The organism is Actinomadura sp. NPDC048955, from assembly GCF_040649435.1.
In the GTDB taxonomy this organism is placed as follows: Bacteria; Actinomycetota; Actinomycetes; order Streptosporangiales; family Streptosporangiaceae; genus Spirillospora; species Spirillospora luteofluorescens.
Genome location: NZ_JBEZJI010000003.1, coordinates 75615 through 99051 on the forward strand (window position 1 = coordinate 75615; position 23437 = coordinate 99051).

Here is a 23437-nt window from a genome sequence, read left to right on the forward strand (position 1 = left end):
TCTTATAACCCTTACAAAAGTGCTCGGGTGCAGGAGGACGCGTGCTCATCCCGATGGCCGACTACGCGACGGGCGTCGAGGTCGCGAACGACCTCGTCAGCACGTCGCCCACCGTCCGGGGCGCCGAGGCGCTCTCCGGGCCCGCCGACCTGGCCGGCCTGCTCGCGGCGTACGACGTCGCGGCGCCGGTCGCCGATGACGTCGAGAAGGTCCGCTTCCTGCGCGGCGAGGTGCGCGCCGTCATGGAGTCCGGGACCGAGGACGAGGCGGTGGAGCGCCTGGCGCTGCTGGCCGGGCACGCCGGGCTCGCGCCCGTGCTGCGCCGCGACCCGTCCGGCCGGTGGCGGTGGTACGTCCCGACGGCCCGGGACGCCTCCCTCGTCGGCGAGGTGGCCGCCCTCGCCGGCGTCGCGCTGCTCGGCCTCGTCCGGGCGCTCGGCCACGATCGTTTCCGCGCGTGCGCCGCCCCCGGCTGCGGGGGCGTGTTCGCCGACGCCAGCCGCGCCGGCCGCCGCCGCTACTGCATGCCGGAACTGTGCGGGAACAGGCAGAACGTCGCCAACCACCGTGCGCGCCGCCGGGCGGTGGCCCGATGACGCTCACCGGCGCGATCCGGCTCCCGGACGGAACCCCGATCCGGGGCCGCGGCCTGCGGAACCCGGCCCCCGACGGCCCGGCCCCCGACTTCGGGCTCTACCTGGGCTCCGGCCGCCTCCGCCGCAGGCACGAGCCGGCGCTGGGCTGGCCGTCCGCCTGGATCGACTGGCCCGACTTCCTGCTGCCCCGCGACCGGGACGAGGCCGTCCGGCAGATCCGCGACCTGCACGAGCGGGCCCGCTCCGGTACCGCCGTCGAGGTCGCCTGCGGAGGCGGCGTCGGCCGCACCGGAACGGTCATCGCCTGCCTGGCGGTCCTGTCGGGGGTGGCCCCGTCCGAGGCCGTCGCCTGGGCGCGCGAGCACCATCACCCGCGTGCCGTCGAAACCCCCTGGCAACGCCGCTGGGTGACCCGTTTCCCGGCCTGAACCCGGGACGCGGCCCGGGGGCCGCTCAGGTGTCCGCGAGGATCAGTTTCGCGGCGTGCTCGCCGATCATCATGCTGGGGGCGTTGGTGTTGCCGCCGATGATGCTCGGCATGATCGACGCGTCCGCCACGCGGAGCGCCTCGATGCCGCGCACGCGCAGCCCGGGGTCGACGACGGCCCGCTCGTCGGCGCCCATCCGGCACGAGCCCACCGGGTGGTAGACGGTCGTGGCGCGGTTCGGCAGCTCCTCGGCCAGGGCCTTCCGGTCGGAGTATCCCGGCCCGGGGGACAGCTCCTCCTTGACGTCCCCTGCGATGGCCTGGCTCGCCATCACCTCGCGGACCAGCTCGATGCCGTCCAGCAGCAGCCGGGCGTCGTCGGGCTCGGTGAGGTAGCCGGGGTCGATGACCGGCGCGGCCGACGGGTCCGCCGACCCCAGCCGGAGCGTGCCGCGGCTCTTCGGGTAGATCAGCGTCGGCATGATCGTGAGCGCGGACCGCTTGTCGACGGCGTGCCGCACCGGGGCGTCCTGGTTCGGGAACGGGTACGACCACGGCAACGCGTGCAGCTGGATGTCGGGCACGTCGCCCGCCTGCCCGCTGCGGACGAAGCCGACCGCCTCGAAGACGCTGCGGGCGACCCACGTCCCGCCCCTCGTCCACTCCTTGGCGACGCCCTTGGCGAAGTAGGGCGCGGTGCCCTTGTGGCGGGCCGTGTCCATGACGAACGTCATCGGCACGAACATGTGGTCGTGCAGGTTGTCGCCCACCGGGAGGTCGGCGCGCACCTCGATGCCATGGTCCTTCAGGTGGGCCGCCGGGCCCACGCCGGACAGCATCAGCAGGTGCGGGGAGCCGAACGCCCCCGCCGACAGGACGACCTCCCGGGACGCCCGGATCGTCGCCTCCCCCTTCTTCCCGGCGACCTCGACGCCCGTCGCCCGCCCCTTCTCGATCACGACGCGCCGCACGGTCACGTTCGTCAGGACCGTCAGGTTCGGCAGGCCGTGGTCGTCGAGGTAGCCGACGGACGAGCTGTAGCGCAGGCCGTCCGCGACGCTCTGCTGGAAGATCCCCACGCCCTCCTGCTCGGCGCCGTTGTAGTCGTCGTTGCGCTTGACGCCCGCCGTCTGGACGACCGCCTCGATGAACGCCTCGGAAGCGGGCGTGAGGTCGCGCTGCCGGGTCACCTGGATCGGGCCGCCCGCGCCGCGCAGGTCGGAGGCGCCGTCCTCCCAGTTCTCCATCCGCCGGTAGCTGTCGAGGACGTCGTCGAAGCCCCACCCGGTGCAGCCCTCGGCGGCCCAGTCGTCGTAGTTTCTGCGGTGGCCGCGCACGAACAGCATCCCGTTGATCGACCCCGAGCCGCCGAGCACGCGCCCCCGGACCTGCGGGATCCTCCGGTCGAGCGCGCTCTTCTGCGGGGCGCTGTAGAAGCCCCAGTCCAGCCGCTTCTTCAGCTGCGGGACGTTGTGGAAGACGGCGATCAACCCCGGCTTGCGGACCAGCGGCGTCCGGTCCGGACCGCCCGCCTCCACCAGGACGACGCTCGCCCCGGACTCGGCCAGCCGCCTGGCCAGCACGCAGCCGGCGCTGCCGGCCCCCACCACGACGTAATCAGCGCTCCGGTCCATGTGTTCCTCTCAGCGGACGCCGTGCAGCGAGGCGACCGCTAACGAGGGCCCGCGCCTGGCCCTTGTCGGCGCCGCCGTCCCGGCCGGACGCGGGAGTTCCCGCCGGTCGGGCGACAGAAATGGGTGGCCCGATCGTAGAAGGGCGGGGACGGGTCTCCAAGGGGTGTCCCGGTGACCGGAACCTCACCCCCGCCCGCGCCCCTTTCCCGGGATCCGGGACGGCCCGTTGGCAGATATCGCCGACCCCGGTGCGCGCGTGCGGGAAACGGTGCCGAATCTCCCGTCCGGAATCAGCTGGTTCGCCTCCCCGCCTGCACTGGTCCGGCCGCGCTGCCGCGGCGCCGTTCCGGCGGTTTCCGGAGGAGTCTTGCCCGCGATCGCGCGCGGGGTTACCGTTCGCTAAATCCGATAGGAAAGTTTCCTATCCGATGGAGTGCTCATGCCCCGCTCCCGCTCCCCGCCCCGCCGACGCGCCGCCGCTCCCCTCCCGCGGCAGGTCCTGCCGCGACGACGTTCATGACCACCCCCATCACGCAAGGACCCCCCGCATGAAGACCACCCCCCGCACGAAGCGTTCGCGCAGGATCGCCGCCATCACGGCCGGCGTCGGAATCGCCCCGCTCGTCGCCGTGGTGATCCCGGCGACCTCGGCCTGGGCCCACGGGTACGTCTCGGCGCCGATGAGCCGGCAGGCCCAGTGCGCGCAGCACATCGTCCAGTGCGGCTCCATCCAGTGGGAGCCGCAGAGCGTCGAAGGCCCGAAGGGCCTGCGCAGTTGCAGCGGCGGAAACGCGCAGTTCGCGGAGCTCGACGACGACAGCAAGGGCTGGAGGGCCACGACGGTCGGCCAGACCGTCACCTTCACCTGGACGTTCACCGCCCGGCACCGCACCTCGAACTACGAGTACTACGTCGGCGGCAGGCGCGTCGCCGTGGTCAGCGGCAACAACCAGCAGCCCCCGGCCACCGTCTCGCACTCGGTCAACCTCGGCGGCGTCACCGGGCGGCAGAAGGTGCTGGCGATCTGGAACATCGCCGACACGGCCAACGCCTTCTACGCCTGCGTCGACGTGAACGTCCAGTGATGCCGTTCCGCAAGGCGCGCCGCGCCGCCCTGCGGCTGGCCGGCGCCCTCCTGCTCGCGGCGGGGACGCTGCCGGCCGTCCTGCCGATGGCGCGGGCCTCCGCCGCGGACTGCGCGGCGGCGTGGAGCTCCTCCGCCGTCTACACCGGCGGCGCCGCGGTGTCCTACAACGGGCACAACTGGTCGGCGAAGTGGTGGACGCAGAACGAGACCCCGGGCCGCGCCGACGTGTGGGCCGACCAGGGGACCTGCGGCGGCGGATCGCCCGACCCCGGCGATCCGCCCGGCCAGGGCGGGTTCGTGGTGAGCGAGTCGCAGTTCGCCCAGATGTTCCCGAGCCGCAACTCGTTCTACAGCTACAGCGGCCTGACCGCGGCCATGGCGGCCTTCCCCGCGTTCGCCACCACCGGAAGCGACACGGTGAAGAAGCAGGAGGCGGCCGCCTTCCTGGCCAACGTCAACCACGAGACCGGCGGGCTGGTCTACGTCGTCGAGCAGAACACGGGGAACTACCCGCACTACTGCGACGCGAGCCGGCCCTACGGATGCCCGGCGGGACAGGCGGCCTACTACGGTCGCGGCCCCATCCAGCTGAGCTGGAACTTCAACTACAAGGCGGCGGGCGACGCCCTCGGCCTCGACCTGCTGAACAACCCGTGGCTCGTGGAGCGGGACGCGTCGGTCTCCTGGCGGACCGGGCTCTGGTACTGGATGACCCAGAACGGCCCGGGCACCATGACCGGCCACAGCGCGATGGTCAACGGCCGCGGTTTCGGCGAGACCATCCGCAGCATCAACGGCGCCCTGGAATGCGACGGCCGGAACCCGGCCCAGGTGCAGAGCAGGGTGAACGCCTACCAGCGATTCACCCAGATCCTAGGCGTCCCCGCAGGAAACAACCTGACCTGCTGAAACCCTCACTACATCGACAATCCACCCCGCCGCGACCACGCCCCTGACGGCCACCGACCCCTGAGCGGTGACGGCCCGCGCCCGGTGATCCCGGGTGCGGGCCGTTCGCCGTTTCCGGTTCCGTTTCCGGGAGGGCGTGTGAGCCGTGCGGTGAAAGAGTTGTTGACGGGCCGAGGAGCGCGTCCGTACGGTCGTGAGAAAGCGCTTTCTGAATGCGCTTTCTGACCGCAGCCGGGGGTGGGCCGGGACCGCCACCCGCGCCCCGCCCCCGGTCGACCACCGAAGGCGGTGACGATGCTTCCGCACGCTCTTTGGGAGCGCTCCCACAAGTGTCCGCCGGACGAGTCCGCCCGCGCCGAGTTCCACCGTTTCTTCCAGCGGCACCACCGCGAGCTGGCGCGGCTGGCGTTCCTGCTGCTCGGTGACCAGGACGGCGCCGACGACCTGGCCGCCGAGGCCCTGACGGCCGCCTGGCAGCGCTGGGACCGGGTGCGCGCGGCCGACCGGCCCCTCGCCTACGTGCGCGGGATGGTCGTCAACATGGCGCGGAGCCGGCTCCGCGCCCTCGTGCGCGAGCGCGACAAGGCCGCGCGGTTGGGCGCCCGGATGGACGACCGCGTCCGCGACCCCGACGTCCCGGCGGTCGTCGACGTGCGGGCGGCGCTCCGGACCCTGCCCCAGCGCAAGCGCGCGTGCGTGGTCCTGCGCTTCGGCTTCGACATGTCCGAGAAGGACACCGCCCGCGTCCTGGGCGTCGCGGTCGGGACCGTGAAAAGCCAGACCGCCAAGGCCGTCGCCGAACTGGCCCGCCACTTAGCGGACCCCCAGCCCCCGGATCATCAACTCCCACGACACTGACACCACAGAAAGTCCCACTGACCTGGCACCTTGTGAGCTCGACCCCCAGTCGCGGAATCAACCACGTTCTGACCGGGGGGGCGTCGAGCTGTGGCTTGTGGGCCGTCGGGCGCAGACCGGTTGCGGGTTCCGATGGCGGCTTCCGGGGTGGGGATCGGGCGGCAACCTTTTTGGCGTGAGGGCGCGACTAGGGGGAGAAGACCCGCTCTCGGGCGCTCCCCGCCCCGCTCCCAAGGAAGTGGTCTGTGAGACCGAAACCCCGTTACCTCGCCCTGGCCGTCGCCGCGGCCGTGGCCTTTCCCGGCGTGCCGCACCCGGCCCGCGCGGCCGTCGCGCGGCAGGTCGAGGACCTCGACCGCGGCCTGATCAGTGTCCGCTCGGGCGACGGCAACTACGTCGGCTGGCGGCTGCTCGGCACCGACCCGCCCGCCACCGCGTTCGCCCTCTACCGCGGGACGACCCGCGTCGCCACGGTCACCGGATCGACGAACTACCGGGACCAGGGTGCGCCCGCCGACGCCTCCTACACCGTCCGGCCGATCGTGAACGGCGGCGAGGGGACGTCCTCCGAGCCGTCGCTGCGGTTCGGCGACGGGTACCTGGACGTGCCGATCCAGCCGCCGGGGTCCGGCTACAGCGCCAACGACGCGAGCGTCGCCGACCTAGACGGCGACGGGCGCCTGGAGTTCGTGCTGAAGTGGGACCCGTCCGACTCCAAGGACAACTCGCAGAGCGGCTACACCAGCGACGTCTACGTCGACGCCTACCGGCTGGACGGCGCCCGCCTCTGGCGGATCGACCTCGGCCGCAACATCCGCGCCGGGGCGCACTACACCCAGTTCCAGGCCTACGACTACGACGGCGACGGCCGGGCCGAGGTCGCGATGAAGACCGCGGACGGCACCGTCGACGGCACCGGCAAGGCGATCGGGAACGCGTCGGCCGACTACCGCAACTCCAGCGGATACGTCCTCACCGGGCCCGAGTACCTCACCATGTTCGACGGCCGCACCGGCGCCGCGCTCCAGACCGTCGACTACGTGCCGGCGCGCGGCAGTGTCGCGTCCTGGGGCGACTCCTACGGCAACCGCGTGGACCGCTTCCTCGCGGGCACCGCCTACCTGGACGGCGCCCGCCCCAGCCTGATCATGGCGCGGGGCTACTACACCCGCACCGTGATCGCCGCGTGGGACTGGCGCGACGGGCACTTCACCCGCCGCTGGACGTTCGACACCAACAGCTCCACCAACACCGGCCGCGGCTTCGACGGCCAGGGCTCGCACAGCCTGTCGGCCGGGGACGTCGACCAGGACGGCCGGGACGAGATCGTCTACGGCGCCATGGCGGTCGACGACAACGGCGGCGGCCTGTGGACGACCCGCACCGGCCACGGCGACGCCCAGCACCTCGGCGACTTCGACCCGGCCCGGCCCGGCCTGGAGTACTTCAAGGTCAGCGAGTCGTCGGGCCAGCCGTCCTCGCTCTACGTCGATCCCCGCGACGGGCGGGTCCTGTGGTCGACGTCCGCGTGCTGCGACAACGGCCGGGGCGTCGCCGGGGACATCTGGACGGGACGTCCCGGCGCCGAGTTCTGGTCGGCGGCCGTCTCGGAGCTGCGCAGCGTCACCGGCAACAACGCGGGCCGCAAGCCGTCCTCGGCGAACTTCCTCGTCTGGTGGGACGCCGACCCGGTGCGCGAGCTCCTGGACGGCACGCGCATCGACAAGTACGGCCCGTCCGGTGACACCCGGCTCCTCACCGCTTCGGGCGTGCATTCCAACAACGGCACGAAGGCCGTCCCGTCACTGTCGGGCGACCTGTTCGGCGACTGGCGTGAGGAGGTCGTCTGGCCCACCACCGACAACACCCGGCTCCGCGTGTACACGACGCGGGACGTCACCGACCGCAAGCTCTACACGCTCCTGCACGACACCCAGTACCGGGCCGCTCTGGCCTGGCAGAACACCGCCTACAACCAGCCGCCGCACCCGAGCTTCTTCCTCGGGGACGGCATGTCCACCCCACCCCAGCCGCAGATCTACGTGCGGTGACAAGGAGGAATCCCGCCATGAAGACCAGAACCGCGCTCCTCGGGACGCTGGCCGTGGCCGCCGGCGCCGCCGTGACCGCGTCCGGCGTCTCGGGCGCCGCCGTGCCGCCCGGCGACTCCGTCCAGTCCAGAGCCGCCGTCGCGGCCGAGTCGTCGCCGGTCGGGTACGCGAGCATGAACGGCGGCACGACCGGCGGCGCGGGCGGCGCCACGGTCACCGCGACCAACGCGTCCCAGCTCAACACGTACGCGACCGCGAGCGCGCCCTACGTCATCCGGATCACGGGCACCATCGCCGTGTCGGGGATGCAGAAGGTGGCGTCCAACAAGACGGTCATCGGCGTCGGCACGTCCGGCCGGATCACCGGCGGCGGGCTCAACGTCTCCCAGGCCCGCAACGTCATCATCCGCAACCTCACGTTCACCGGGGCGAGCGACGACGCGATCAACGTCCAGTACTCGACGAACGTGTGGATCGACCACAACGACCTGTCCAACGGGTACGACGGCCTGACCGACATCAAGCGCGCGTCCGACTTCGTCACGGTGTCGTGGAACCACTACCACGACCACGACAAGACCGCCCTGCTCGGCCACAGCGACGACAACGCGGGCGAGGACCTCGGTCACCTGCGCGTCACCTACGTGCACAACTGGTTCGACGGCACCAAGCAGCGGCATCCGCGGGTGCGCTTCGCCAACCCCGTGCACGTCTTCAACAACTACTACAAGAGCATCGGAAGCTACGGCATCGCGTCCACCGAGAACGCCGGCGTCTTCGTCGACCGCAACTACTTCGAGAACGTCGCGAAGCCCACCTCGCTGCAGGAGGGGTCGTCCGACCAGGGCAACATCAAGGCCGAGGGCAACTACCTCGCAAACTCCGGGACGCCCGCCACCCGCAACTCCGGGTCCGTCGCGGCGATCCCCTACTCCTACACGGCCGAGGCCGCCAGTGCGGTGAAGGCGACCGTCACCGCGGGCGCCGGCGTCGGCCACGTCTGACCGGGACGGCGGGCCAGGTCACTCGTAGGGGTCGCCGGGCCTGCCGACCCGCTGGAGGGACCGCCCGCGCAGCGTCTGGACGACCGTCGCCCGCCGTCCGGGCGCGGGCGGCTCCCACACCCCGTCGACCCGCACCCACGTGTCGGCGGGCGGCCGCGGGAGGCCGCGCACGATCACGGGGAACGGGATGGCGTCCCCCGCGCAGCACGCGACCTTCAACCGGGTGACGCGCCAGCCGCGCTCGCCCTTCGCCGGCGGGGACACGAAGCCCGTCAGCCGCACCGGGACCCCCTCGAACGAGGCGGGGTCGCCCGTCTGCGCCTCGTAGGCGCGTCCGATGAACTCGCCCATGCTCATCGGGACGGGCGCCCCCGTCCTCGGCAGCGGGGCGAAGCCTTCGGCGGGGGACGGCGGGGGCGGCGCGGCGCGGCCGGCGCCGCGTGCGGCGGTGAACGAGCCGAGCGCGGGCGGCGCGATCACGAAGATCGCCAGCACGGGCAGGCAGAGCAGCCACGCCACGCCCGGACCGTGCCCGCCGTGCCTGCCGTGCTCGTCGTCGTGCTCGTCGTCGTGGGGGTCGTCGCCGGTGTCCCGCCATTCCCGGCGCAGCCCGGCGGCCCCCAGGACGACCAGCGCGACCGCCGCGGCGACCAGCGGGTAGCGGAACCCGGGCCGCACGTAGTTGACGTACTCGCCGCTGCCCAGCGTGATCCACAGCATCGCGCCGCCGACCAGGACGAGCAGCAGGTTCTGCGCGGACCTGCTCACGACAGCAGCCCTCCCACCAGCGCGCTGACCCCCACCGCCAGGCAGAACGTCAGCGGGACGAACCGGACCGCGAAGCTCCGGCCGAAGAACCCCGCCTGCAGGGCGATCAGCTTGAGGTCCACCATCGGGCCGACCACCAGGAACGTCAGCCGCGCGGTGGTGGAGAACTGCGACAGGCTGGCCGCCACGAACGCGTCGGCCTCCGAGCAGATGGACATCAGCACGGCCAGCACCGCGAGGAGCAGGACCGACACCACGGCGTCGCCCGCCGCCGACGAGACCCAGTTCGAAGGCACCGCGGCGTTGATGGTGGCGGCCGCCGCCGCGCCGACGACCAGGAACCCTCCGGCGTGCATGATGTCGTGCCGCATGGCCTGCCGGAACGCGTCCAGGCGTCCGGCCGCTCCATGCGCGTGCGGACGGGACGGCACCCTCAGCCATTCGCGCCTGCCCAGCAGCAGCCACGCCCACCCGGCCAGCACCGCCACCAGCAGCGACGCGGCGAACCGTCCGACCACCATCTCCGGCTTGCCCGGGAAGGCGACCGCGGTGGCGACCAGCACCACGGGGTTGATCGCGGGGGCGGCGAGCAGGAACGTGAGCGCGGCGGCGGGCGCCACGCCGCGCGCCATCAGACCGCCCGCGACCGGCACCGACGCGCACTCGCACCCCGGCAGGACCGCCCCCATCGCGCCCGCGACCGGCACCGCCGCCGCCGGCCGGCGCGGCAGCACCCGCCGCCACACCGACGCGGGCACGAACGCGGTGATCGCGGCCGACAGCGCGACGCCGAAGACGAGGAACGGCAGCGCCTGGACGCACACCGCCACGAAGATCGTCGCCCAGGCGTCCAGGGCCCGCGCGCCGATGTGCGGCGCCGCCCATGTCCGTCCGAGCACGAGCGACGCCGCCAGCGCGCCGAACGCCCAGGCCGCGCGCGCTCCGGGCGCCGCACCCCGCTCGCGCCCCCACTCCGCCGGAGGGAGCACCTCCTCCTCGGCCACCCGCGGCCCGGCGCGTTCGATCATGCAGGCCATCGTTCCAGAGCCCGCCCCCGCGCCGCCCGAGATCCGCGGCCCGGCCGGGCGCCCCCGCGACGGCCCGGGTCACGCCGCCGTTCGCGACCCTCGGGCGCCGGGACGCGCGGGCGCCCGGGGGTCCGCCGGCGTGGGCGTCAGCGCATCGCGTGGGACGCGCGGCCGCCGACCCGTTCCTCCATCTCGCCGCGCTGCTGCGGGATCCCGCCGCCCTCCTCGCGCATCTCCTCCAGGCGCATGGCGACGCCGATGGCGAAGAAGGTCGGGGCCCATTCGCCGACGAAGATGCCCCATCGGTCGGCGCGGTCCATGCCCTGCTCCTCCAGCCGGGTGGACAGCGCCCAGGACGCGAGCGCGAGGCCGATCGACCCGAGTCCCGCCGTGTACATGTGGTGCGACCTGATGCCGCGCTTGTGCAGTGTCTTGATCATTTTCCCCCCTTGGTCGGTCGGGCCGTACCCGGGCGTTCACCTGCACAAGCAGGCATTGGCCGGTTTTTGCCCACTCCGGACGTGTCGGTGTCCGGCGGCCTCCCGCGGGCGCGGTCCGAGGGACCGGCGGCGAGTACCCGCCCGCCCGCCGGGTACCGCGAGGTGCGTCAGCGACGGGCCGCCATGGCCGAAGAGCAGGGCCGCGGCCCTCATATCCGAGAGGACCCCGATGGAGACGGCTGGACCATTCCTGGCGATCTACCTGAACGATCACCTCGCGGGCGCGGCGGCCGGCGTGGGACGCTCTCGCGCGCTCGCCCAGGCGCACCAGGGCAGGCCGGACGAGGAGCGGCTGCGGCGGCTCGCCGACGAGATCGCCGCCGACCGGGGAGCGCTGCTGGCCGTCATGGCCTCGCTCGGCATCCCCGTCCGGCACTACAAGAGCATCGCGCTGTCCGTGGCCGAGAAGGCGGGGCGGCTCAAGTTCAACGGCAGCCTGAAGGAGCGCTCCCCGCTGACCGATGTCGTGGAGTACGAGTTCCTGCGCCTGGCCGTCGAGGGCAAGGCGGCCGGCTGGCGCACGCTGCGCGCCCTCGCCGATCGGACGCCGGACCTGGACGCGGCCGAGCTGGAGAAGCTGCACGACCGCGCACAGAGGCAGATCGACGTCCTCGAAGATCTCCGCAGGACCGCCGCCGCGGAGGTCTTCACCTCCGGCTGACCCGCCCGGTCGCCTGCGCCGCCGCGAGGGTGCCGGCGCGGTCGGGGGCGAGGCGCCCGTCGGCGACGATCACGGTGATCGCCCGCTCCAGCCGCTCCGGGACGGTCCGCGGCTCGTCCCACGCCAGCGCGGGCCCGACGCCGGGGTACTCGGCGACGCGGACGAACCAGGGATCGAGCCCGGCGGTCTGGACGAACACCAGGCTCCACGCATCCGAGGTCAGCGCCAGCCAGGGGGTGACGCTGCCGTGAACGGCCCCTTCACCGGAGGCCTCGCCGGTGAAGACGTCCAGGCCGGTGGAGTCCTTGGGCGCGCGCCAGAAGAAGCCGCCGTATCCGGCGCCGGTGCGGCCCTTGCAGGCCGAGCTTCGCAGGACGAGCGGGCGCCCTGTCCGGCCGGTGAGTGCGAACGCGAAGTCCAGCGCCCACGCCTCCGGCCCGGTCGGCGGTGTCAGGGCCCGCGCCGTCAGGGTCCGCTCCTCGGTGGCGAGGACGGTGCCGTCCGGTCCGGTCCAGTCGAGGTCCTCCGCGTAGCCGCCGTCGACGGGACGGAGCGAGCGGCGCCTCTGCCGCCCGTGGTCGGCGAGCATCCTGGGCCCCTCGCCGCGGACGTAGGTCGAGCCGCCCCAGAAGTTGACCCCGTCGACGTCGGAGATCGCGACGCCGGCCCCGAGGTGGTGGACGTGGTCGTCCGGGCGGCTCTCGGTGACGACCGTCCCGCCGAGGGTCCGGACGGGGTGCAGGTGGGGGCGCGGCGCGTCGGCGGCCTGGAGGTCGCCGCGCTGGACGTAGTCGGCCACCTCACGGTCGCCGACGCGTAGCGCGGTCCGCGGCCAGGGTGCCCGCACGGATCCCAGGCTGCCGGGGAAGCCCAGCTCGGAGAGGGTCTTCAGCTCCGCGGCGGCGCGCACGGCCAGGTCCTCGATGCCGGGCAGGACCAGCCGGGACGGCTCCGCCCGGACGAACCGCCCCTCGATCGGACGCGGGTCGGGGGCGAGCCGGATCGCGTCGAGCAGCCGGGTGAAGCCGCCCGTGCGCGCGAGCGGCACCAGGAGGCCGGCGCCGTCCCGCACATGTGCGACGAGGTTGCCGAGCAGGTCGGCCCGGCCGAAGCCGGTGACGGCCCCGTCCATCTCGATCTCGTCGACGGTGTAGAAGAGGCGGGCGGACCGGTCGCGACCGTGCAGGTGCAGGTAGGGCTCGGTGCGCCGGTCGGAGCAGAGCGAGACGGTGATCGCGATGACGGTCCCGTCCGCGAGCCGGAGCCGGACGCTGGAGGTGTCGTCGGACTCGATCGCGTTGGCCCGGTACAGCTCCAGCTCGACGCCGGCGATCGCCGCGGCCGTGTCCGCGCCGGCGACGGCCAGGGCGGTCGCGACCGCGTGGGCGAAGGGGTTGGTGAGGGCGCCGTCCATGACGTCGGCGCCGTCCAGCCTGCGGCGGCCCGCCCAGGCCGAGCGGGTGTAGTAGCCGAACGGCCGGCTCCACGCCCCGGCGACCCCGATGGCGCGCACCGGGCCGAGCAGCTCCCGGGCGGCGGGGATCGCGTCCGAGCCGAGCGACTGGAAGCCGACCTGGCAGGCCAGCCCGGTCCGGGCCACCGCCTCGGAGATCCGGGAGAACTCCTCGACGGACGGCGCGGGCGGCTTCTCCAGGAGCACGTGCGCCCCGGCTTCGAGCGCCGCCACGGCCAGCGGGGCGTGCGTGTGGATCGGGGTGGCGATCACCGCGATCTCCGCGCCGGTCTCGCGGATCAGGGCGGGCAGGTCCGCCGAGACGGGCACCCCGAGCCCGGACGGCGGCCGCAGGTCGCACACGCCCGCCAGCCGGGCCCGGCCCGCCGCGGCGAGGCGGGCGACGTTGTCCAGGTGGTGGCGCCCGTAGCCGTGCACCCCCGCCACCACGACCCGCACCGGCGTCACCGCGCCCACCTCGTCACCGCGCCCACCTCGTCACCGCGCCCACCTCGTCGGGGCGCCCGTCGCGCGCAGCTCCGTCCCGATGATCTCCACGGGGGACGGGGCGGCGAGCAGGCCGAGGTCGGTGAGCGAGGCGTCCTCGACCAGCTCCACCATCGCGGGATGGTGCAGCGCCAGGGCGAGCTGCCCGGACAGCTCGGTGAGCAGGTGCGGGTAGACGGGCACGCCGAAGACGCGGGCGAGGTCCGCGATGCGCAGGAACGGGGTGATCCCGCCGACGCGCACGGCGTTCGGCTGGACGACGTCGCAGGCGCCGGCGGTGAGCAGGTCGCGGAAGCCGTGCGCCGTGGCGACGTTCTCCCCGACCGCGATCGGCGTGCCGACGTGGCGGCGCAGCTCCGCGTGGGCGGCGACGTCGTCGGCGGGCAGCGGCTCCTCGATCCAGAACAGGTCGAACCGCTCCAGCGCCCGCAGCGCGGTCCGGGCCCGGTGCAGGTCCCACCGCTGGTTGGCGTCGATCATCAGCGCGGTGTCCGGGCCGACGGCCGCGCGGACGGCGGCGACCCGCGCGACGTCCTCGGCGAGCGAGGAGCGGCCCACCTTGACCTTGACGGCGGGGTACCCGGCGGCGACCCACCGCTCCGCCTGGGCGGTCAGCTCGTCCAGCGTGTAGTGCAGGTTGACGCCGCTGCCGTAGACGGGAACGCTCTCGCGCCGCGCCCCGAGAACCTCTGCCAGCGGACGCTCACCGCACTCCAGATCCCACAGGGCGAGGTCCACCCCGGCCATCGCGAGCGGGACGATCCCGCTCCGGCCCGCCTCGCCGAGGACGGCCGACAGCCGGTCCCAGACGACGCCCGGGTGCGCCGGAAGGCCGATCACCGCGTCCCGGACGTCGTGCTCCAGCAGCGCCTTGATCGCGTGCGCCCCGACCTGCGGGGTCCAGGAGACGCCGGTGCCCGAGCGCCCGTCGCCGAGCGTGAGCGTGACGACCAGGACGTGGTTGCGGGGCACGTCCGCGCCCCACGGCCGGGCCAGCGGCACCGACCGCGCCGCGACGGTCAGATCCTTGATCATGCCGGTACCCGTTCCATGGGCGACCGTCCCTTCGGGACTAGGCGAGCTCGGTGCGCCAGCTGCGCTCGGCGGTCCAGCCGAGCAGCCGCTCGGCCTTGGCGGAGGAGAACGCGGGGGAGGAGCCGGTGAGCGCCCCGGCGGGCCCCTTCGCCTGCGGGACGAAGCGGGGCAGCAGCTCGGCCAGCGGATCGCGGGCCAGCGCGTCGGCGGCGCCCGCGAAGAACACCTCGCCGTTGAGCTCCAGCCGGGGAAGCCCGGCGAGGAGGGCGTCGACGAAGGCGCCCGCGTCGCGGGCGTCGAGGTAGTTGAACAGGGAGGCGCCGCCGATCTCGGGCCGGTCCAGCCGCTCGCGGATGGTGTGGCCCGACTGGGTGGGGGCGCCTTCCCACTCCTCGGGCGCGACCACGAAGCAGGGACGGAACGCGGCCATCCGCGTGCCCTCCGCCGAGCGTGCGAACGTCTCCACGGTCTGCTCGGCGACCAGCTTGGACAGGCTGTAGACGTTCCACGGCCGGGCCGGGTGCCTCTCGTCCAGCGGCAGGTAGTCGGGCGTCCAGCCGCCGGGCGCGCCGTAGCCCATCACCGTGGGGCTGCTGGCGACGACCAGGCGCTCCACGCCCAGCGCGACCGAGGCCGCGCAGACGTTGAAGGCGAGCTGGGTGTTGACGCGGAACGTCGTGGCGTCCGTCCGGCCGAAGGGGACGGCGATCGCGGCGAGGTGGACGACCGCGTCCGGCCGGAACCGGGTGAGGGCCGAATGGGCCTCGCCGAGGTCGGTGAGGTCGGCCGGTAGGGTGGCGGCGGCGTCCGGGGGCGTGCCGGGGGCGGTGTCGACGCCGATCACCTCGTGCCCGGCGGCCGCCAGCACGGTCACGACGCTGCGGCCCAGCCGGCCCGCGCTTCCGGTGACGAGCACTCTGCTCACCGCGTCGGCTCCTTCGATCTCCTGCAAACAGTTGCAGTAACGATCGCTCGATCACCGGCCATACGTCAAGCATCGACGGTTGACCAGGTGAAACACTCTGATGTGCTGGCCATGACGTGCAAACGGTTGCGTTAGGATGGCCGTCATGGCAGTGACGATCCGGGATGTGGCGCACGCGTCCGGCGTGCATGTGTCGACGGTGTCGCGGACCTTCTCCGCGCCCCACATGGTCAACGCCGAGACGCGGACCCGGGTCCTCGCGGTGGCCGAGAAGCTCGGCTACCGGCCGAACCGGGCGGCCCGCGCGCTCACCACGGGCCGGACCGGCAACCTCGGCCTGATCGTCGCCGACCTCGCCAACCCGTTCTTCCCCCCGCTGATCAAGGCGGCCCAGGCCGCCGCCCGCGGCCAGGACTACCACCTGTTCGTCGCCGACACCGACGAGAACCCCGTGGAGGAGCAGGACCTCGTCCAGGCCTTCTCCAAGCAGGTGGACGGCATCGTGCTGTGCAGCCCGCGCTCGTCCAACAAGGCGCTGGAGAGGCTGGCCGAGACGATCCCGTTCGTGCTGGTCAACCGGCGGATGCGCGGGGTGCCGACCGTCGTGATGGACGTCGCCCAGGGCGCCCGCGCCGCGATGGGGCACCTCGCCGGGCTCGGCCACCGGCGGGTCGCCCTCGTCGCCGGGCCGGCCGGTTCCTGGACGAGCGGCGAGATCCGCCGGGCCGTGGGCGAGGTGCCCGGGCTCGACACGCTCGTCATCGGCCCGAACGCCCCCACCGAGGAGGGCGGCGCCGCCGTCGCCGAACGGGTGGCCGAGGCGGGGGTCACCGGAGTGCTGGCCTACAACGACCTCGTCGCCATCGGCCTCATCGAGGCGCTGGAGGAGCGGGGCGTCAGCGTGCCAGGCGACGTCAGCGTGATCGGCGTCGACGACAGCGTCACCGGGCGGCTGCACCGGCCGAAGCTCACGACGGTCGCGATGCCCGCGGCCGACGCCGGGCGCATGGCCGTCGACCTGCTCATCAAGTCGATGAGCGCCGCCACCGTCCTGGAGACGCACCTGGTCGTCCGCGAGTCCACCGCTCCCCCGAAAGGAATCCCATGAGGCTGCACGACGGCGCCACCGGAGCCACGCCCGCGTTCGGTGTCACGCCCGAAGGCGAACGGGTCGAACGGCACGTGCTCGACAACGGGCGGTTGCGCGCCTGCGTCCTGACCTACGGCGCGATCCTCCAGCGGCTGGAGGTCGCGGACGGCGCCGACGTCGTCCTGGGCCTCCCCACGCTGGACGACTACCTGCACCGCAGCCGCTACTTCGGCGCGGTCGTCGGCCGGTACGCCAACCGCATCGCCCGGGGCCGGTTCACGCTCGACGGCAGGGAGCACCGGCTCGCCGCCAATGACGGCGAGCACAGCCTGCACGGCGGCGTCCGCGGCTTCGACAAGCGGGTGTGGCGCGTGGAGTCGGCGGGCCCGGCGGAGCTGGTGCTGAGCCTGGTGAGCCCGGACGGCGAGGAGGGCTACCCCGGCGAGCTGCGCGCTCGCGTCCGGTACGCGCTCGACGGCGACGCGCTTCGGCTGGAGTACCGGGCCACGACCGACGCCCCCACGGTGGTCAACCTGACCAACCACTCCTACTTCGACCTGTCCGGCACGGGCGACGTGCGCGGCCACGTGGTGGCGATGGAGGCCGACCGCTACCTGCCGGTGGACGGGGGGAAGATCCCCACGGGCCTGCCGGTCCCGGTCGCCGGGACGCCGTTCGACTTCACCGTCCCCACCCCTGTGGGCGCGCGGCGCGGCGGCCGCTACGACCACTGCTTCGTGCTCCAGGGCCGGGTGACGGTCGCCGATCCGGCCGGCGGGCGGACGATGGAGGTCACCACCACCGAACCGGGCGTCCAGTTCTACACCGGTCACATGCTGGACGGCGTCGCCACGCCCTACGGCCCGTTCGCCGGGTTGTGCCTGGAGACCCAGCGGTTCCCCGACGCGCCGAACCGGCCCGCCTTCCCGTCCGCGGTCCTGCGGCCCGGCCAGGAGCACGTTTCGGTCACCACCTATCGCTTCGGACATGCCTGAACTGCAATCGGTTGTAGTAACAGCTCGCAACCCGCAACAATCTGGCGCTCGCACTGCGTGCTCATGATGCCTCTGAACTGGTCATATCTGATTCCGCTTCGGAGGCGATCGTGAGCCAGCTCACTGCAAAGGGTTGACGTCCTCGCGGCCATAGCGCTAAGAAAGCGCTATCTCGATTCACCTGACTCACCGAAGGGCCAGTGATGACGCTGAGATCCGCGGCGTCCGGAACGGCGGAGACGCCGCAGCCTCCGGCCGCGCCCCCCGCCGGGGCGGGCGCGCCGCGGCGGGCGGGACGCCGGACGGGCCGGCGCCGCCGCAGCCGCTCCCGCTCGCAGGCGTGGACCGCCCACCTGTTCCTGGCCCCCTGGTTCGTCGGCCTGTTCGCCATCACGCTCGGCCCGATGATCGCCTCGCTGTACCTGTCGTTCACCGACTACAGCCTGCTCAGCGAGGCGCACTGGGTCGGCCTGAAGAACTACGACACGATGTTCACGGCCGACGACCGGTTCACCAACTCCCTCAAGGTCACGACCACCTACGTCGTCGTGTCCGTCCCGCTGCAGCTCGCCTTCGCCCTCGGGCTGGCGATGGCGCTGGACCGGGGACTGCGCGGGCTGTCGTTCTACCGGTCGGTGTTCTACCTGCCCTCGCTGCTCGGCGGCAGCGTGGCGATCTCCATCCTGTGGCGGAAGATCTTCGGGACGGACGGGATCGTCAACACGTTCCTCGGCTGGTTCGGCTACCACGGCCAGGGCTGGGTCACCAGCCCCGACACCGCGCTCTGGACGCTGATCGTCCTGCACGTCTGGACGTTCGGCGCCCCGATGGTGATCTTCCTGGCCGGGCTGCGGCAGATCCCGCGGAGCCTGTACGAGGCGGCCCGGGTGGACGGCGCCGGCCGGCTGCGGCAGTTCCGCTCGATCACGCTGCCGCTGCTCACGCCGATCATCTTCTTCAACGCCGTGCTGGAAGTGATCAAGTCGTTCCAGTCGTTCACGCAGTCGTTCGTCGTCAGCGGCGGCAACGGCGGGCCGGTCGACTCGACCCTCTTCTACACGCTCTACCTCTACATCAAGGGCTTCAAGAACTACGAGATGGGCTACGCGGCCGCCATGGCGTGGGTGCTGCTCCTCATCATCGCGGCCCTGACCGCCGTCAACTTCCTCATGTCTCGATTCTGGGTCTTCTATGGCGACGACAGGTAAGCGCGCGCCGGTGCTGTTCCGGCCCGTCTCCCGGCTGACCAGGCACGTGCTGCTGATCGTGTTCGGGCTGTTCATGCTCTACCCGCTGCTCTGGATGATCTCCAGCTCGGTCAAGCCGGAGGAGCTGATCTTCCGGGAGCCGGGCCTGGTGCCCTCGGAGGTCACCGGCGCGAACTACTCCGGCGGGTGGGGCGCGCTCAAGCACTCCTTCGGGTACTACCTCTGGAACTCCGCGGTCATCACGTCCCTGGCGGTCGTCGGCAACCTGCTGGCCTGCTCGATGGCGGCCTACGCGTTCGCCCGGCTGGAGTTCCCGTTCAAGCGGTTCTGGTTCGCGGTCATGCTGGGCTCGATCATGCTGCCGCACCACGTGACGGTCGTGCCGCAGTACATCATGTTCAACAAGATCGACTGGATCAACACGATCTGGCCGATCGTCGTGCCGAAGTTCCTCGCCACCGACGCGTTCTTCATCTTCCTGATGGTGCAGTTCATCCGCACCCTGCCCCGGGAGCTGGACGAGGCCGCGGCGATCGACGGCGCCGGCTACTGGCGGACGTTCCTGCAGGTGGTGATGCCGCTCTGCGTGCCCGCGCTGGCCACCACGGCGATCTTCACCTTCATCTGGACGTGGAACGACTTCTTCACCCAGAACCTCTACCTCACCAATTCCGACAAGCTCACCGCCCCGGTGGCGCTGCGCCAGTTCATGGACTCCAGCGGCGACTCCTCCTGGGGGCCGATGTTCGCGATGTCGATCGTCTCGCTCGGTCCGATCTTCGGTTTCTTCCTGGCCGGCCAGAAATACCTCGTCCGAGGAATGGCGACCACCGGCCTCAAATAGACCCGCCCGCGGAAGGCCTCCGCCCGCGAGGCTCCCGCCCCCGAACAGGCCCCCGTCCCTCCCCACCCCCGTCCCCGGAGGTACACGACACATGAAGCGCATCCTGGCGGCCACCGCCCTCACCCTGCTCGCGGTGTCGGCCACCGCGTGCGGCAGCGGCGACGGCGATTCCGGCGGCAAGAACAGAATCGTCTTCTCCTACTGGGGCAGCGACTCCCGGCAGAAGCTGACCGAGGCGGCCATCGCCAAGTTCGAGGCGAAGAACCCCGGCATCGACGTCGAGGGCGACTTCTCCGACTGGGACAGCTACTACGAGAAGCTCGCCACCAAGACCGCGGCCGGGGACGCCCCCGACGTCATGTCGATCGAGATCCGCGGGCTGGCGGAGTACGCGGGCCGCGGCACCCTCGCCGACCTGACCGGCAAGGTGAACACCGCCGACCTCGACCAGAGCGTCCTGAAGGCCGGCCAGGTCGACGGCAAGCAGTACGCGATCCCCACCGGCGTCAACGCCTTCCCGATGGTCGTCAACAAGGCGGCCCTGGAGAAGTACGGCCAGAAGGCCCCCGACGACAAGACCTGGGCCTGGGACGACTACGTCGCGACCTCCCAGAAGGTGACGGAGAAGAGCGGCGGCAAGGTCTGGGGCACCGAGTACAACGAGAACCCGGCGTTCCTGCAGATCTTCGCCGCGCAGCGGGGCGAGCAGTTCTACGGGGACGGCAAGGTCGCCCTGTCGGAGCAGACCGTCAAGGACTGGTGGGCGCTCCTGAAGAAGATCATCGACACGAAGGCGGGCCCGGCCGCGGCCAAGATGCTGGAGACCGGCACCAAGGTCGACCAGGCGCTGCTCGCGACCAACACCAGCGTGTTCGGCAGCTGGTGGAGCAACCAGCTCGACGCGCTGACGAAGGGCTCCGGGCAGGAGCTGGACCTGCTGCGCATGCCGAAGGCACCGGGCGCCTCCGCCTCGGGCATGTTCCTCCAGCCGGCGATGTACTACACGATCTCGGCCAAGTCCGAGAAGGCCGAGAACGCCCGCAAGTTCGTCGACTTCCTGGTCAACGACCCGGAAGCCGGCGGGATCCTGCTCAGCGACCGCGGCCTCCCCACCAACGCCAAGGTCATCGCCACGATCAAGAGCAGGCTCACCCCGGCGGACCAGAAGGTGCTGGCCTTCATGGACTCCATCAAGGGCGACCTCAGCCCGGTCGTCGTCCCGCCCAAGGGCGCGATGGAGATGGAGGACATCCTCAAGCGCGCCACCGACTCGGTGCTGTTCGGCAAGGCGCAGCCGGACGCGGCCGCCAAGACCTTCCTCACCGAGGCCGACAACGCGCTGTCCTGACGTCCCGGGCCGGGCCCGCCGCCGCGGTTCCGGCCCCCGTGACGTGCCGTGCGGCCCGAGGACGGCCGGGCCGCACGGCGCCCGCCCTCTCCCTGGAGTTCTCCCGCCATGCGATACGCCTTCGTCGGGCTCGGCCACCGGGCGCAGATGTACGTCGACGCGCTGCTCGGGGAATGGAGCGACACCGGCGAGATCGCCGCGCTCTGCGACCCCAACCGGACGCGCCTGCGCTACTACCTCGACCGGATCGGCCGCGAGGTCCCGTGCTTCGCGCCCGAGGAGTTCGGGGCCGTGCTCGACCTCGCCGACGCCGTCGTGGTCACCACCGTCGACGCCGCCCACGCCCGCTACGTGGTCGCTGCCCTCGACGCCGGCAAGGACGTCGTCGTGGAGAAGCCGCTGTGCACCACCGCCGAGGACTGCGCGGCGATCGCCGCGGCGGCCGAGCGCGGCCCGGGCAGGCTCGTCGTCACCTTCAACTACCGGTACTCGCCGCGCAACAGCGCCGTCCGCCGGCTCGTCGCGGAGGGCGCGATCGGCGAGGTCACCTCGGTGCACTTCGACTGGGCGCTCGACACCGTCCACGGCGCCGACTACTTCCGCCGCTGGCACCGCGACAGGGCGAACTCGGGCGGGCTGCTGGTGCACAAGTCCACCCACCACTTCGACCTGGTCAACTGGTGGATCGCCGACGCCGCCGCCTCCGTCTACGCCCAGACGTCGCTGCGCTTCTACGGCGCCGCGAACGCCCGCGCCCGCGGCCTCACCGGACGTCCCGCCCGGGCCCGCGACGCGGCGGGCCTCGGCACGGACCCGTTCCTGCTGGACCTGGCCGCCGATCCCCGGCTGAAGAGCCTCTACCTCGACGCCGAGCACGAGGACGGGTACCTGCGCGACCAGGACGTCTTCGGCGAGGGCGTGACCATCGACGACAACATGGCGGTCCTCGTCCGCTACGAGGGCGGCGCGATGCTCACCTACTCCCTCAACGCGCACGCGCCCGCCGAGGGGTACCGGGCCGTCCTCAACGGCACCGCCGGACGGCTCGAACTGGACGTCGTCGAGCGCGCGTGGACGCCGCCGCACGCCGCGATCGACCCGACCGCGTCCGGCAAGGAGCACGCCGCGGGCGCGTCCGAGCGGCTGGTGCTGCACCGGCACTGGCGGGAGCCGGAGGAGATCGTGATCGGGAACGGCGCGGGCGCGCACGGCGGCGGCGACGCCCTCCTGCTCGACGACGTGTTCCGGGGACCGTCGCACGACCCGCTCTCCCGCCAGGCCGGGTACCGCGCGGGCGTCGCGAGCGTGATGATCGGCGTTTCCGCGGGCCTGTCCGCCGTGACCGGCGCCCCCGTCGCCCTCACGGCGGGCGGCACCCGCCGGGCGGACTGATGCTCGGGGAACTGGCGGAGATCGCCCGCCGCGACCGCGGGCTGTTCCCGCGGCCGGGGCCGGACCTGCCCGAACGCCTCCGGGACGCGCTGGGCGTCCTCGACCTGCGCGCCCGCGACGTCCGCGTCGAGCGCCGCTGGACCGGCGCGGGCCTGGACGGGGAGGAACTGTCCTGGACGGTCGGCTTCGGACCCCGCACCCGCGCGTATCTGCTCCGTCCGCGGGGCGCCGCAGGTCCGCTGCCGGGCGTGCTCGCGATGCACTGCCACGCGGGCATGAAGTGGGCGGGCAAGGACAAGATCGCGGACGGCCCGGAGCCGCCGGCGCCGGAGATCGTCCGTTTGCGCGACCGGCTCTACGGGGGCCGCGCCTACGCGGGCGAGCTGGCCCGCCGGGGCTTCGCCGTGCTGGTCCACGACGTGTTCGCCTGGGGCGGCCGCCGGTTCCCGCTGGATCCCGGCCCCGGCCCGGAGGCGAGCGAACCGGACCGCTACGACCGAGCCGCCCGCGACCACGAGCACGCCCTGGCGAAGACCTGCACGCTGCTGGGCACCTCGTTCACCGGGGTCATCGCCTCCGAGGATCTCGCGGCCGCGGCCTACCTGCGCTCCCGTCCCGACATCGCCGCCGTCGCCGCGATCGGGCTGTCGGGGGGCGGGGTACGGGCCGCGGTTCTGGGGACGCTCGACTCCGGTGTGGGGGCCGTGGTGGTGGCCGCGGCCGTCTCCTCCTTCCGGGACCTCCGCGAGGAGCACGTGGCGGCGCACTCCTGGATGCTGTTCCCGCCGGGGCTGACCCGGCTGGCGGACTGGCCCGGTGTGGTGGCCTCCCGCGCACCGGCTCCGCGGATGGTCCTCTACGCCGCCGCGGACCCGCTCTTCCCCGCGACCGGGATGCGCCGGGCCCATCGCCAGATCACGGACGCCTACCGGGACGCGCCGGGCCTCTATGCCGGAATGTTCTTCGACGCCCCGCACCGCTTCGACCGCACCATGCAGGACGCCGCCTTCGCCTGGCTCGCCGAGACCGCCGGAGGCGGGCCGCGCCGGTAGCGCCGAGGGCCGGGAACGCTCGTTGATCCGACCGGCGCGGTTTCGGTGCGGCGGCCGTTGGACGT

22 protein-coding genes are annotated in these 23437 nt (G+C 72.7%); 15 read left to right on the top strand and 7 right to left on the bottom strand.

What is annotated here, in order from left to right; translation table 11 throughout:
- Positions 1–41: 41 nt before the first annotated feature.
- On the top strand, positions 42–596 hold the full coding sequence (locus AB0C84_RS04205) for a CGNR zinc finger domain-containing protein (protein WP_361060967.1): 555 nt from the start codon (positions 42–44) through the stop codon (positions 594–596).
- A complete protein-coding gene (locus AB0C84_RS04210; RefSeq protein WP_361060969.1) occupies positions 593–1024 on the top strand; it encodes a protein-tyrosine phosphatase family protein in 432 nt (143 codons plus the stop codon). The genes AB0C84_RS04205 and AB0C84_RS04210 overlap by 4 nt, the downstream gene beginning before the upstream one ends.
- Before the next feature lie 25 nt (positions 1025–1049).
- Here AB0C84_RS04210 and AB0C84_RS04215 read toward each other — a convergent pair whose 3' ends face one another.
- A complete protein-coding gene (locus AB0C84_RS04215; protein WP_361060971.1) occupies positions 1050–2657 on the bottom strand; it encodes an FAD-dependent oxidoreductase in 1608 nt (535 codons plus the stop codon).
- Positions 2658–3205: 548 nt separating this feature from the next.
- On the opposite strand from AB0C84_RS04215, the gene AB0C84_RS04220 reads away from it, so the two are divergent.
- The 5 genes from AB0C84_RS04220 (at position 3206) to AB0C84_RS04240 (ending at position 8566) form a co-directional block, all read left to right on the top strand.
- The gene (locus AB0C84_RS04220) at positions 3206–3742 is read left to right on the top strand and encodes a lytic polysaccharide monooxygenase auxiliary activity family 9 protein (RefSeq protein WP_179845561.1); all 537 of its coding nucleotides are present in this window, start codon (positions 3206–3208) and stop codon (positions 3740–3742) included.
- Positions 3742–4653 (top strand): glycoside hydrolase family 19 protein, encoded by a 912-nt coding sequence (locus tag AB0C84_RS04225; protein ID WP_339155709.1) that lies wholly within the window; start codon positions 3742–3744, stop codon positions 4651–4653. The genes AB0C84_RS04220 and AB0C84_RS04225 overlap by 1 nt, the downstream gene beginning before the upstream one ends.
- Before the next feature lie 294 nt (positions 4654–4947).
- On the top strand, positions 4948–5511 hold the full coding sequence (locus AB0C84_RS04230; protein ID WP_361060974.1) for a SigE family RNA polymerase sigma factor: 564 nt from the start codon (positions 4948–4950) through the stop codon (positions 5509–5511).
- A 290-nt stretch (positions 5512–5801) separates the two neighbouring features.
- On the top strand, positions 5802–7562 hold the full coding sequence (locus AB0C84_RS04235; protein ID WP_361061358.1) for a rhamnogalacturonan lyase: 1761 nt from the start codon (positions 5802–5804) through the stop codon (positions 7560–7562).
- A 17-nt stretch (positions 7563–7579) separates the two neighbouring features.
- Positions 7580–8566 carry a pectate lyase gene (locus AB0C84_RS04240; RefSeq protein ID WP_361060976.1) on the top strand — a complete coding sequence of 329 codons (987 nt, stop codon included), beginning with the start codon at positions 7580–7582 and terminating at the stop codon, positions 8564–8566.
- Between the two features lie 18 nt (positions 8567–8584).
- Here AB0C84_RS04240 and AB0C84_RS04245 read toward each other — a convergent pair whose 3' ends face one another.
- From AB0C84_RS04245 to AB0C84_RS04255, 3 genes are all read right to left on the bottom strand, one after another.
- A complete protein-coding gene (locus AB0C84_RS04245) occupies positions 8585–9334 on the bottom strand; it encodes a TIGR03943 family protein (protein WP_361060977.1) in 750 nt (249 codons plus the stop codon).
- Entirely contained in the window at positions 9331–10371 is a 1041-nt protein-coding gene (locus tag AB0C84_RS04250; protein ID WP_361060979.1) for a permease, read from the bottom strand. Before AB0C84_RS04250 ends, AB0C84_RS04245 begins: the two co-directional genes overlap by 4 nt.
- Before the next feature lie 137 nt (positions 10372–10508).
- Positions 10509–10802, bottom strand: coding sequence for a hypothetical protein (locus AB0C84_RS04255; RefSeq protein WP_258943953.1), 294 nt, complete (start codon positions 10800–10802; stop codon positions 10509–10511).
- Between the two features lie 229 nt (positions 10803–11031).
- Between AB0C84_RS04255 and AB0C84_RS04260 the strand changes: the two genes are divergently transcribed.
- The gene (locus AB0C84_RS04260) at positions 11032–11523 is read left to right on the top strand and encodes a hypothetical protein (protein WP_361060981.1); all 492 of its coding nucleotides are present in this window, start codon (positions 11032–11034) and stop codon (positions 11521–11523) included.
- Here AB0C84_RS04260 and AB0C84_RS04265 read toward each other — a convergent pair.
- The 3 genes from AB0C84_RS04265 to AB0C84_RS04275 are packed head-to-tail and all read right to left on the bottom strand — an operon-like array spanning position 11510 to position 15443.
- Positions 11510–13444, bottom strand: a complete 1935-nt coding sequence (locus AB0C84_RS04265) for a DUF6807 family protein (protein WP_361060983.1) — start codon at positions 13442–13444, stop codon at positions 11510–11512. The genes AB0C84_RS04260 and AB0C84_RS04265 overlap by 14 nt on opposite strands.
- A gap of 30 nt (positions 13445–13474) precedes the next feature.
- Positions 13475–14518 carry a mandelate racemase/muconate lactonizing enzyme family protein gene (locus tag AB0C84_RS04270; protein WP_361060985.1) on the bottom strand — a complete coding sequence of 348 codons (1044 nt, stop codon included), beginning with the start codon at positions 14516–14518 and terminating at the stop codon, positions 13475–13477.
- Between the two features lie 37 nt (positions 14519–14555).
- Positions 14556–15443: an NAD(P)-dependent oxidoreductase gene (locus tag AB0C84_RS04275; RefSeq protein ID WP_361060987.1), complete on the bottom strand. Its 888-nt coding sequence runs from the start codon at positions 15441–15443 to the stop codon at positions 14556–14558.
- A gap of 145 nt (positions 15444–15588) precedes the next feature.
- Between AB0C84_RS04275 and AB0C84_RS04280 the strand changes: the two genes are divergently transcribed.
- The 7 genes from AB0C84_RS04280 to AB0C84_RS04310 all read left to right on the top strand — a co-directional run bounded on the left by AB0C84_RS04280 (position 15589) and on the right by AB0C84_RS04310 (position 23372).
- The gene (locus tag AB0C84_RS04280; protein WP_339155702.1) at positions 15589–16551 is read left to right on the top strand and encodes a LacI family DNA-binding transcriptional regulator; all 963 of its coding nucleotides are present in this window, start codon (positions 15589–15591) and stop codon (positions 16549–16551) included.
- Complete coding sequence (locus AB0C84_RS04285; protein WP_361060989.1) at positions 16548–17528, top strand: aldose epimerase family protein; 981 nt, start codon at positions 16548–16550, stop codon at positions 17526–17528. Before AB0C84_RS04280 ends, AB0C84_RS04285 begins: the two co-directional genes overlap by 4 nt.
- Before the next feature lie 203 nt (positions 17529–17731).
- On the top strand, positions 17732–18736 hold the full coding sequence (locus AB0C84_RS04290; RefSeq protein WP_361060991.1) for a sugar ABC transporter permease: 1005 nt from the start codon (positions 17732–17734) through the stop codon (positions 18734–18736).
- A complete protein-coding gene (locus AB0C84_RS04295) occupies positions 18720–19580 on the top strand; it encodes a carbohydrate ABC transporter permease (RefSeq protein ID WP_258943945.1) in 861 nt (286 codons plus the stop codon). Before AB0C84_RS04290 ends, AB0C84_RS04295 begins: the two co-directional genes overlap by 17 nt.
- 91 nt (positions 19581–19671) lie before the next feature.
- The gene (locus AB0C84_RS04300) at positions 19672–20928 is read left to right on the top strand and encodes an extracellular solute-binding protein (RefSeq protein WP_361060994.1); all 1257 of its coding nucleotides are present in this window, start codon (positions 19672–19674) and stop codon (positions 20926–20928) included.
- Positions 20929–21036: 108 nt separating this feature from the next.
- A complete protein-coding gene (locus AB0C84_RS04305) occupies positions 21037–22320 on the top strand; it encodes a Gfo/Idh/MocA family oxidoreductase (RefSeq protein WP_361060995.1) in 1284 nt (427 codons plus the stop codon).
- The gene (locus tag AB0C84_RS04310; protein WP_361060997.1) at positions 22320–23372 is read left to right on the top strand and encodes a hypothetical protein; all 1053 of its coding nucleotides are present in this window, start codon (positions 22320–22322) and stop codon (positions 23370–23372) included. Before AB0C84_RS04305 ends, AB0C84_RS04310 begins: the two co-directional genes overlap by 1 nt.
- Positions 23373–23437: the final 65 nt, after the last annotated feature.